Consider the following 10,248-nt stretch of genomic DNA (forward strand, 5'->3'; position numbering starts at 1 on the left):
GGTCGTGATGAACGGCCGTCATGAACGGCCGTACGACCCGCCGTCTCCCGGAGGCCCCGATGACCACCGCGTTCGATCCGATCGACCTCGCCGGCACCCCCCTCGCCAACCGCATCGTCATGGCCCCGATGACGCGCAGCCGTGCCGGGGAAGGAGGTCTGCCCACCGCCCTCACCGCCGAGTACTACGCCCAGCGGGCCACGGCGGGGCTGATCATCACCGAGGGTATTCAGCCGTCCGTGGTAGGCCAGGGCTACCCCAGTACCCCCGGTCTGCACTCCGCCGAGCAGGTCGCCGCCTGGCGCACGGTCACCGACGCCGTGCACGAGGCCGGGGGCCGGATCTTCGCCCAGCTCATGCACGCCGGGCGCATCGGCCACCCCTCGCTGCTGCCCGACGGCGTCGTCAACGTCGGCGCCTCACCCGTCGCCGCGAAGGGACAGGTCTTCACCGCCGAGGGCCCCAAGGACATGGTCGCGCCCCGCGAACTGACCGGCGACGAGATCCGCGAGACCGTCCAGGAGTTCGTCTCCGCCGCCCGCAACGCGATCGACGCGGGCTTCGACGGCGTCGAACTCCACGGCGCCAACGGCTACCTGATCCACCAGTTCCTCGCGCCCGGCTCCAACCACCGCACCGACGAATGGGGCGGCTCCCCGCAGAACCGCATCCGCTTCGCCGTCGAGGTCGCCCGCGCCGTCGTCGCCGAGATCGGCGCCCACCGCACCGCGATCCGCCTCTCGCCCGGCAACCACCTCAACGACATCTCGGAACCCGACCCCGAGCCGGCGTACACCGCCCTGATCGCCGAGCTGGACCGCCTGGACCTCGCCTACGTCCACGTCATGGAGGTCGGCGACATCCGCGAGCTGACCCTGAGCCTGCGCAAGAGCTTCGGCAACACGTTCGTCCTCAGCCCCGCGACCGACGGCCCCACCGGCCCCGACGCCCTCGCCCTCGTCGAGGACGGCACCGCGGACCTGATCGCCTACGGCCAGCTCTTCCTCGCCAACCCCGACCTCCCCGTACGCCTCAAGTCCGGGGGACCGTACAACCAGCCCGACGCGGCGACGTACTACGGCGGCGCCGAGAAGGGGTACACGGACTACCCGGCGCTGGGCTGACTCTCAGGTAGGGGGTACGTACGGGGGAGAGGCGACCGGCAGACCGGCCGGCTCGCTCTCACCCCGCACGCCCTCACGCCCCGCGCGTCCCGTCGATCGCCTCGCGCAGGATGTCCGCGTGGCCGTTGTGCCGGGCGTACTCCTCGATCAGGTGGACCAGGATCCAGCGCAGGTTGAGGGGCGTCCCGGCGAGCGGGCCGTCCGCGAGGTGCCCGATCTCGTCGAGGGAGTGCCCGGCGATCAGCTCCTGACCCCGGGCGATCTCCCGTCGCCACACGTCGAGCGCCTCGTCGATGCCGCGGCCGGGGGAGAGGCGGTACCCGCTCTCCTCCTCGTACACGTACGGCATCTCAAGACCCGCGAACGTCCGCTGGAACCAGTTCCGTTCGACCTCGGCCATGTGCTGGACGAGCCCGAGGAGCGTCAGCTCGGAGGGTGCCGCGGCGGTCCGCCGGAGCTGCTCGTCGGTCAGGCCGGAGCACTTCAGCTCCAGGGTCCCCCGGTGGTAGGCGAGCCAGCCCTCCAGCATCGCGGACTCGTCGGCCGTCCACGGCGGGATGGGACGGCCGTCGGGGAGGGTCAGTGGGGGAGTGGGGGCGGAGGAGTCGGTCGTCATACGGGGAGCATGGCGTAGTCGGCAGAGGCAGGCGCGGGATTTACGGCGGCGACGTCGCGAAGACGCGGAGGATGGCCGAAATCCTCGTACCTCAGGACTACCCGGGTACTACCCCCAGGCCCGCTCCGCAGCCCGCCCCGCCTCCCCGGCATCCACCGACACACCCCGCTCCACCAGCACCTCCGCCAGCACGGACAGGCACCTCACCACCACGTCCAGCGCCGCATCGGCCCCGTAGTGGTTGACCCGGATCATCTCGGAGGCCAGCGCACCCCCGCCCGCCGCGAGCGGCACCGAGGGGTCGAGCGCCAGGGCCCGGGCCACCAGCTCCGAGGCCAAGATCCCCGACGTCGCCCGCAGGGTCGTCGCGACCGGCGCCGCCTCGCCGGCGTCGTACACGTACGGCTCCAGGCCGCCGCCCAGCGCCCTTACGCCCGCGCGGGTCGCGGCAGCGGCGGCGGTGTGGCGGGACATGACCGCGTCCAGGCCCTCCGCCTCGATGCGCTCGACGCACGCCTCCAGGGCGAGCATCTCCAGCTGTGCGGGCGCGTGCAGGAGGGTTTTGCGGCCGGCGTCGACCCAGCGCTCCTTCCAGTCCAGGAGGGAGAGGTACGAGCGGCGCGGCGCCCCCGGGTTCGCGGCCATCCGCGCCCACGCCCGCTCGCTCACCGACACCGCCGACACCCCGGCGGGGCCGCCCATCGCCTTCTGCGCCCCGATGACGCACAGGTCGACACCCCAGGCGTCGGGCAGGACGGGTTCCGCGCCGATGGAGGCGACGGCGTCGAGGTAGAACAGCGCGCCGCGCTCCCGCACCACCTCCCCGATCTCCGCGACGGGGTTCGTGTTGCCGGTCGCCGCCTCCGCGTGGACCAGGGACACGAAGTCGATCGAGGGGTGCGCGGCGAACGCCTCGCGGACCTGCTCCGCCGTGACGGCCGTGTGGAACGGCACCGCCAGGTCGATCACCGTCGCCCCGCAGTCCCGCAGCCAGTTCCCGAAGGTCTGCCCGTAGGGGCCGGTGATGATGTTCAGGGCCGTCGTCCCGGGCCCCGCGGTCGCCCGGATCGCCCCTTCCAGCGGCAGCAGCGCCTCGCCCTGCATGATCACGACGTCCTGGGAGGTGCCCAGCAGCTTCGCGACCCGGTCCTCGATCGCGGCGAAGCGGGGGGCACTCAGCGGAGGGAGGTCGAGGAGGGGATGGGTGGTCACGGCGCTGCTCTTTTCGCTGCTCACGAACGGTCGACGCACAAGAGCGTAAACCCGCGCCCGTTCATCCGTACGGCCCCCACCGCCCCCGGCCCGATTTGAGAGACGGCCCGGCCTCCCCGATCGTCGGTACTACATCACTACGCCCGCAGAGCTACACCAGGGAAGACCAGGGCAACCCCCACGGAGGTCCATGTGCACCCGCTCCCCGGCCGCCGTACCCGCCTGACCGCCGCTGTCCTCCTCCTCACCGCCCTTACCGCCCTCACCGCCTGCACGTCCAGCGACGACGGCGACAGCGGCACCAAGACCACCGCGGGCGGCGTGAGACTCGCCAAGGCCGGGCAGCTCACGACCTGCACCCACCTGCCCTACCCGCCGTTCCAGTCGGAGATCGACGGCAAGGTCCAGGGCTTCGACGTCTCCCTCATCGACCTCGTCGCCAAGGACCTCGGCGTCAAACAGACGATCCTCGACACCCCCTTCGAGAACTTCAAGACCGGCGCCTTCCTCAACTCGGGGCAGTGCGACGTCGCCGCCGCCGGTATGACCATCACCGCCGAACGCAAGAAGAACGTCGACTTCTCCGACCCCTACTTCGACGCCACCCAGGCCGTCCTGGTCGACAGGTCGAGCGGCCTCACCTCGCTCGCCGACGTCAAGGCGAAGGGCGCCAAGCTGGGCGCGCAGGCCCAGACGACCGGCGAGGACTACGCGAAGAAACAGGGCTTCGACCCGGTCTCCTTCGAGTCCTCCGACGCCGTCCTCAACGGCCTGCGCACCGGCCAGGTCAAGGCCGTCATCATCGACTACCCCGTCGTCCAGGGCTGGCTGAAGACCAAGGCGAACGCGGACGCCTTCAAGGTCGTCGACAACCTCAACACCGGTGAGCAGTACGGCTTCACGGTCAAGAAGGGCAACACGAAACTCCTCGCCGCCATCGACAAGGCCCTCGCGCAGGCTCGTTCGGACGGCACGTACAAGACGCTGTACGAGAAATGGATCGGCCCGTACGACGCCGCAGCCGCCTCGCCGTCCGCGTCATGACCGAACAGGGCGTGCGGCAGGCCACATTGACGAGACGCCAGAAACAGCGGCTGAGCCGCGCCGCCCAGTACGCCGTCTTCGTCGCCGCCGTCCTCGCCTTCGCCCTCGGCGCCGACTGGGGGCGCCTGCGCAACCAGTTCGCGCAAGGCGACATCGCCCGCCAGATGTTCCCGGACGTCATCACGCTGGCCCTGAAGAACACGGTCCTGTACACCCTGTCCGGGTTCGCGCTCGGCCTCGTGCTCGGCCTGGTCATCGCGCTGATGCGACTGTCGTCCGTCGGCCCCTACCGCTGGGTCGCCGGCGTCTACATCGAGATCTTCCGCGGCCTGCCCGCCCTGCTCATCTTCGTCTTCATCGGCGTCGCCGTCCCGCTCGCCTTCCCCGGCACCGAGATCGTCGGCGGCACCTACGGCAAGGCCGCGCTCGCCCTCGGCCTCGTCGGCGCCGCGTACATGGCGGAGACGTTCCGCGCCGGCATCCAGGCGGTCCCCGAAGGGCAGACGGAGGCGGCCCGTTCACTCGGATTCAGCCCCGCCCGCGCGATGCTCTCCGTCGTCGTCCCGCAGGCCGTCCGCATCATCCTGCCGCCCCTCACCAACGAACTGATCATCCTGTTCAAGGACTCCTCCCTGGTCCTGCTCCTCGGCGTCACCCTGGAGGAACGCGAACTGTCCAAGTACGGCCGCGACTTGGCCAGTACGACGGCCAACTCGACGCCGATCCTGGTCGCCGGGCTCTGCTACCTCCTGGTGACCGTGCCGCTCGGGTTCGTGGTCCGGCGGATGGAGGCCAAGTGACTCCCGAGATCCAAGTCACCGGCCTCCACAAGGCGTTCGGCGACAACGAGGTCCTGCGCGGCATCGACCTGGAGGTCGCACGCGGCGAGGTCGTCTGCGTCATCGGCCCCTCCGGCTCCGGCAAGTCGACGCTCCTGCGCTGCGTCAACCTGCTCGAACAGCCGACGCGCGGAAAAGTCGTCGTACGCGGAGTCGAACTCACCGACCCCGACGTCGACATCGACGCGGCACGGCGGCGGATCGGCATGGTCTTCCAGCAGTTCAACCTCTTCCCGCACCTCACCGTCACCGAGAACCTCACGCTGCCCCAACGCCGGGTCCTGAAGCGGGACAGGAAAGCCGCCGAGCGCGTCGCGCACGAGAATTTGATCCGCGTCGGCCTCCAGGACAAGGCGCACGCCCGCCCCGCCTCCCTCTCCGGCGGCCAGCAGCAACGCGTCGCCATCGCCCGGGCGTTGGCGATGGACCCCGAGGTGATGCTCTTCGACGAACCCACCTCCGCCCTCGACCCCGAACTCGTCGGCGACGTCCTCGCGGTGATGCGGATGCTCGCGGACGACGGCATGACGATGATGGTCGTCACCCACGAGATGACGTTCGCGAGCGAGGTCGCGGACCGGGTGGTGTTCATGGACGGCGGTGTGGTGGTCGAGGAAGGCCCACCGGCCCGGGTCATCACGGACCCGGCCCACGAACGCACCCGCCACTTCCTGTCCCGCCTGCTGGACCCGGCGAGTGCGGACGTCGAAGAAGACGCTGACTAGTGTGCTGTCCATGAACGATCAAGCGGTGCTGCACGTCGAAGGCCGGATCCTCGTCGGACCGGACGACATCCGCGACGACCTCTGGATCATCGACGGCCGTATCTCCTACGACCGTCCCCCCACCGCCCGCGACATCCGCACCGTCGAGGGCTGGACGCTCCCCGGCCTCGTCGACGCCCACTGCCACGTCGGCCTCGGCGCGCACGGACCCGTCGACCAGGACACCGCCGAACAGCAGGCGCTCACCGACCGCGAGGCGGGAACTCTCCTGATCCGCGACGCCGGTTCACCCTCCGACACGCGCTGGGCCGACGCCCGGGACGATCTCCCGAAGATCATCAGAGCCGGCCGCCACATCGCCCGCACCCGCCGCTACATCCGCGGCTACGCCCACGAGATCGAACCCGAGGACCTCACCGCGTACGTCGCCCAGGAGGCCCGACGCGGCGACGGCTGGGTCAAGTTGGTCGGCGACTGGATCGACCGCGAGGCCGGCGACCTCACCCCCACCTGGCCCCGCGAAGCCGTGGAAGCGGCGATCGGCGAAGCCCACCGCCTCGGCGCCCGCGTCACCGCGCACTGCTTCTCCGAGGACTCCCTGCGCGACCTCGTCGAGGCCGGCATCGACTGCGTCGAGCACGCCACCGGCCTCACCGACGACACGATCCCCCTCTTCGCCGAACGGGGCGTCGCGATCGTCCCCACCCTCGTGAACATCGCGACGTTCCCGACCCTGGCGGCAGGCGGCGAGGCCAAGTTCCCCCGCTGGGCGGACCACTTGCGCCGCCTGCACGAACGCCGCTACGACACGGTCCGTAACGCGTACGACGCCGGGGTCCCCGTCTTCGTCGGCACCGACGCGGGTGGCACCCTCCCGCACGGCCTCGTCGCCGAGGAGGTCGCCGAACTCGTCACCGCCGGGATCCCGGCGGTCGAGGCGCTCGCGGCGACGACGTGGAAAGCGCGGGCGTGGCTCGGCCGGCCGGGGCTCGTCGAGGGCGCCCCCGCCGACCTCGTCGTCTACGCGCAGGACCCGCGAACGGACGTACGGGTACTGGCCGATCCGTCACACGTCGTGCTGAACGGCCGTGTCATGAGGTGACGTTGTGTCGAACACGTGAGTGACGTACCCACGATCGTGTGAACTCGTCCTGGTTCGCTGAACGTTCGCTCGTCCTGCGTAATTCTTTCGGGGTCCCGAGCAATTCTCTACTGAGGGTCCCACCACAGTGACTGACACCAACTTCCGTATGCCCGCACGCCGTTTCGCCGCGCTGGCGACGGCCACCGTCCTGGCCGCAGGTCCCGCGGTCCTGGCCGGTGCGAGCGCCGCGCATGCTACCGAGGAGGGCCGCGCCAGTGCCGTCGTCCTGCGTACCGGACTTGACGTCTCCCTCCTCAACAAGACGGTCCAAGTCCCCCTGGCCGTCTCGCTGAACGAGGTCCAGGCGCCCGCGTCCGCCGAGCAGACCGCACTCACCGCCACGCTCGACGGCGTCGACAAGGGGGAGCCCTTCGAGGTCCTCCGCGCGGACGTCGCCGAGTCGAAGGCGGACGTCACCGTGGACAAGGCCGAGGCGTCGAGTCGGCTCGCCCACGCGAAACTCCACGTTCCCGGGCTGCCGTTGCTGTCCCTCGTCGAGATCGAGGCGGTCAGCTCCAAGGCGGTCTGCGAGGTCGGCAAGGCGCCTGTCGCCGACACGAACCTGTTGGGGGCGGTGACGGTACTCGGCAAGAAGGTCACGGTGTCCGCCGGAGGTACCACCGATCTCAAGGTGCCCGGTGTCGGTGAGGTGCGGCTCGATCTGTCCAAGCGGGAGACCACGTCCCGTACGGCTGCGGCGACCGCGCTCGAACTGTCCGTCACCGTCAACCCGTTGAACCTCAATGTCGCCGAGGTGCGGGGGTCGGTGACGCTGGTGAAGTCGACCTGTGAGACCCCGGCGGCGCCGGTCAAGCAGGCTGAGCCCCAGGGGGAGGCGGAGGAGGCTGTCGTCGAGCCGAAGAGGGAGCCGGCCAAGGCGAACCTCGCGGAGACCGGGGGGAGTTCGAGTACGCCGTATATCGCCGGGGGTGCTGCTGCGTTGCTTGCGGTGGGTGGGGGAGCGGTGGTTCTCGCTCGGCGGGGGCGGAGGGGGTAGCGCCTAAGGGGGAGGGGTGCGGGGAGCATTGGCGGGTGCGGCGCCGTAGTGGCTGGTCGCGCCCACGCGGCGGTAGCCGCAAATCGACACAGCCCCGCGCCCCTAAAGACAACGCGGGTCACCCGGCCCTTTAATGCACCCGACGACGATCAGGGTCCGCCGAGTACCTTCTCCAGCGCCGCCAAGAATCCCTCCGTTGTCCCCCTGTCCCTCACCGCCAGTCGCAGCCACCCCCCGCCCAGCCCCGGAAACGTGTCCCCCCGCCGCACCGCATACCCCGACTCCCGCAACCGCTCCCGAACGACCTCCGCCCCTTTCACTCTCACCAACACGAACGACCCCTCAGCCGGGCCCACCACGCGAACCCCCAACTTCCGCAAGCCCTCCACCAGATGGGCCCGGTCGACGGCGATCTGCCGCGCCGCCTCCGCCGCTTCCTTCAGCGCCCGCCCCGACACACAAGCCTCCGCCGCCGCCAACGCCGGTGTCGACACCGGCCACAACGGCTGCGCCCGCTCCAACGCCCGCACGACCTCCGGCTCCGCCAGCACGTACCCGATCCGCAGCCCCGCCAGCCCCCACGTCTTCGTGAGGCTGCGCAGCACCACCAGACCGGGTACGTCGGTCCGTCCGGCGAGCGCCTCCCGCTCACCCGGCACCGCGTCCATGAACGCCTCGTCGACGACCAACACCCGCCCGGGACGGGCGAGTTCGGCCACCGAACCGGCGGGGTGCAACACCGACGTCGGATTCGTCGGGTTGCCGAGCACCACCAGGTCCGCGTCCTCGGGAACGAGCCCCGGATCGAGCCGGAACCCGTCCTCGGCCCGCAGCAGCACCCGCCCCACCTGGTGCCCGGCATCCCGGAGAGCCGCCTCGGGCTCGGTGAACTGGGGGTGGACGACGACGGGTTGACGGACTGTCAGGGCGCGTGCCAGCAGTACGAACGCCTCAGCGGCCCCCGCCGTCAGCAGCACCCGCTCCACTGGCAGCCCGTGCCGCGCCGCGACGGCGGCCCGCGCGGCCCGGCCGTCGGGATAGGCGGCCAGGCCGGTCAGCGAGTCGGCGATGCGTGACCGCAGCCACGAAGGCGGCGTGTCCGCGCGGACGTTGACGGCGAGGTCGACGAGATGGGAACCGTCGTCGCGGACCTCGGCGTCGCCGTGGTGGCGCAGATCGTGGCTGTCAGTGGGCATGCGAGTGCGCGTGGCCGTGGGAGTGACCGTGATGGTGGTGGCCGTCGTCGTCGGGGTGGAAGTGCGGCTGCTGCGGCGCCCCCACCTTGTCCTCGAAGCCGGGCAGCGCGATCCGGTACACGCACGAGTCGCAGTTCATCCGCAGATCGCCCTCGACGGCCTCCGTGTACCGCTCCATCACCAGATCCAGCAACTCCGGCTCGGGGCCTATGACATCGGCGGAGAAGACCTCCACCTCGGGATGCGCGGCGGCCCAGCCCTCGGTCTGGTGGCGGACCCGGTCCGGAAGGATGCCGGTGAACAGGAAGTAGGGCAGGACGACGATCCGCCGCGCCCCCAGCCTCACGCACCGGTCGAGCCCGCTCGGCACGTCCGGCGCGGCGAGCGACACGAACGCCGTCTCCACACCGGCGTACCCACGCCCCTCCCACAGCAGCCGGGCCGCCTTGTACACCTCGGCGTTGGCGTCCGGGTCGGTCGAACCGCGCCCGACGAGCAGCACCGTCACATCGGCACGGTCCTCGGGCGTACGCGCGGAGGACGCGCCGAGCGCCTGCTCCAACCGCCGCTCCAGCACGGCCAGAAGAGCAGGGTGCGGGCCCAGCGGACGGCCGTAGGTGTACGAGATACCGGGGTGGCGCTCCTTCTCGCGGGTGAGCGCGGCGGGGATGTCGCCCTTCGCGTGCCCGGCGGACACCAGCATCAGCGGGACGGCGGCGAAGCGGCGTACACCGCGCTCCACCAGTTCGGCCACGGCGTCGCCCAGCGGCGGCGGGGACAGTTCGATGAAGCCGCCCGCGACAGGGAGCCCGGGGTTGCGGCGCCCCAACTCCCGTACGAAGTCGCGAAACGCCTCGGCTCCGGCGTCGTCCCGGGTGCCATGGCCGGCGATGAGCAGGGCGGGCGGGGTGGTCACTGTTTCTCCTCGGAAGTGGAACTCGGGTGGTACAGAAGTGCGTCGAGGGCGGCGGCGACCGCCGAACCGCCCTTCGCGGGCACGTCGGACGCGGCGGGCCGCCCGCTCTCGCGCAGCGCGGGGTGCGCCATCCGGCTCACCGCGCCCCCTCCTGCCAGCGGTAGCCGCGCGGCGTCACCATGCGCCCCGCGATGATCCTGGTGGCCGTGTTGCCGACGGTCACGACGGTCATCATGTCGACCGTCGCCGGGTCGAGTTCACCCAGGGTGGTCACCCGGCTCGACTCGTCGGCGCGCGAGGCGTTGCGCACGACACCCACGGGGGTGGGGGGGGGGGGGGGGGCCGGCCCCCCCCCCCCCCCCCGGCGGGCCCCCCCCCCGCCCCCCCCCCGCCCCCGGGGGGGGGTCTGGGCGCGCCCACCACCCCCCCGCCCCC

General features: G+C 71.3%; 10 protein-coding genes and 2 pseudogenes. 6 read left to right on the forward strand and 6 right to left on the reverse strand.

Annotation, left to right across the window (positions count from 1 at the left end; all coding sequences use genetic code 11):
* The first annotated feature begins 59 nt into the window (after nt 1–59).
* Complete coding sequence (locus ACLZOT_RS04685; protein WP_416967409.1) at nt 60–1,124, forward strand: alkene reductase; 1,065 nt, start codon at nt 60–62, stop codon at nt 1,122–1,124.
* Between the two features lie 73 nt (nt 1,125–1,197).
* Here ACLZOT_RS04685 and ACLZOT_RS04690 read toward each other — a convergent pair whose 3' ends face one another.
* Together ACLZOT_RS04690 and ACLZOT_RS04695 are read right to left on the reverse strand one after the other, a co-directional pair.
* Nucleotides 1,198–1,740, reverse strand: coding sequence for a DinB family protein (locus ACLZOT_RS04690; RefSeq protein ID WP_416967410.1), 543 nt, complete (start codon nt 1,738–1,740; stop codon nt 1,198–1,200).
* Nucleotides 1,741–1,848: 108 nt separating this feature from the next.
* Nucleotides 1,849–2,952: a pyridoxal-phosphate-dependent aminotransferase family protein gene (locus ACLZOT_RS04695; protein ID WP_416967411.1), complete on the reverse strand. Its 1,104-nt coding sequence runs from the start codon at nt 2,950–2,952 to the stop codon at nt 1,849–1,851.
* Between the two features lie 192 nt (nt 2,953–3,144).
* On the opposite strand from ACLZOT_RS04695, the gene ACLZOT_RS04700 reads away from it, so the two are divergent.
* From ACLZOT_RS04700 to ACLZOT_RS04720, 5 genes are all read left to right on the forward strand, one after another.
* Nucleotides 3,145–3,996: a transporter substrate-binding domain-containing protein gene (locus ACLZOT_RS04700; protein ID WP_416967412.1), complete on the forward strand. Its 852-nt coding sequence runs from the start codon at nt 3,145–3,147 to the stop codon at nt 3,994–3,996.
* Complete coding sequence (locus ACLZOT_RS04705) at nt 3,993–4,796, forward strand: amino acid ABC transporter permease (RefSeq protein WP_416967413.1); 804 nt, start codon at nt 3,993–3,995, stop codon at nt 4,794–4,796. Before ACLZOT_RS04700 ends, ACLZOT_RS04705 begins: the two co-directional genes overlap by 4 nt.
* Entirely contained in the window at nt 4,793–5,560 is a 768-nt protein-coding gene (locus tag ACLZOT_RS04710) for an amino acid ABC transporter ATP-binding protein (protein WP_416967414.1), read from the forward strand. Before ACLZOT_RS04705 ends, ACLZOT_RS04710 begins: the two co-directional genes overlap by 4 nt.
* A 10-nt stretch (nt 5,561–5,570) precedes the next feature.
* Nucleotides 5,571–6,662, forward strand: coding sequence for an amidohydrolase family protein (locus tag ACLZOT_RS04715; protein WP_416967415.1), 1,092 nt, complete (start codon nt 5,571–5,573; stop codon nt 6,660–6,662).
* A gap of 148 nt (nt 6,663–6,810) precedes the next feature.
* Nucleotides 6,811–7,701, forward strand: a complete 891-nt coding sequence (locus tag ACLZOT_RS04720; protein WP_416967416.1) for an SCO1860 family LAETG-anchored protein — start codon at nt 6,811–6,813, stop codon at nt 7,699–7,701.
* A 149-nt stretch (nt 7,702–7,850) separates the two neighbouring features.
* Here the strand turns inward: ACLZOT_RS04720 and cobC are convergent, their stop codons facing one another.
* The 4 genes and pseudogenes from cobC to ACLZOT_RS04740 form a co-directional block, all read right to left on the reverse strand.
* A complete protein-coding gene (gene cobC, locus ACLZOT_RS04725; RefSeq protein ID WP_416967417.1) occupies nt 7,851–8,897 on the reverse strand; it encodes an Rv2231c family pyridoxal phosphate-dependent protein CobC in 1,047 nt (348 codons plus the stop codon).
* Nucleotides 8,887–9,813, reverse strand: a complete 927-nt coding sequence (locus ACLZOT_RS04730; RefSeq protein ID WP_416967418.1) for a sirohydrochlorin chelatase — start codon at nt 9,811–9,813, stop codon at nt 8,887–8,889. The genes cobC and ACLZOT_RS04730 overlap by 11 nt, the downstream gene beginning before the upstream one ends.
* Nucleotides 9,810–9,977, reverse strand: a pseudogene (locus tag ACLZOT_RS04735) (precorrin-8X methylmutase); the annotation flags it as partial. The gene ACLZOT_RS04730 and the pseudogene ACLZOT_RS04735, both read right to left, overlap by 4 nt.
* Nucleotides 9,950–10,144 (reverse strand): annotated as a pseudogene (locus ACLZOT_RS04740) (precorrin-3B C(17)-methyltransferase); the annotation flags it as partial. The pseudogenes ACLZOT_RS04735 and ACLZOT_RS04740, both read right to left, overlap by 28 nt.
* Nucleotides 10,145–10,248: the final 104 nt, after the last annotated feature.

Origin of the sequence: Streptomyces sp. 4F14 (assembly GCF_048159485.1) — a bacterium.
Classification (GTDB): Bacteria; Actinomycetota; Actinomycetes; order Streptomycetales; family Streptomycetaceae; genus Streptomyces.

Excerpts from the sequence above, each read along its gene's own strand:
- ACLZOT_RS04690 (WP_416967410.1), bottom strand. The coding sequence starts at position 1,740 with ATGACGACCGACTCCTCCGCCCCCACTCCCCCACTGACCCTCCCCGAC.
- ACLZOT_RS04720 (WP_416967416.1), top strand. The coding sequence starts at position 6,811 with ATGCCCGCACGCCGTTTCGCCGCGCTGGCGACGGCCACCGTCCTGGCC.
- ACLZOT_RS04715 (WP_416967415.1), top strand. The coding sequence starts at position 5,571 with ATGAACGATCAAGCGGTGCTGCACGTCGAAGGCCGGATCCTCGTCGGA.
- ACLZOT_RS04705 (WP_416967413.1), top strand. The coding sequence starts at position 3,993 with ATGACCGAACAGGGCGTGCGGCAGGCCACATTGACGAGACGCCAGAAA.
- ACLZOT_RS04685 (WP_416967409.1), top strand. The coding sequence starts at position 60 with ATGACCACCGCGTTCGATCCGATCGACCTCGCCGGCACCCCCCTCGCC.
- cobC (WP_416967417.1), bottom strand. The coding sequence starts at position 8,897 with ATGCCCACTGACAGCCACGATCTGCGCCACCACGGCGACGCCGAGGTC.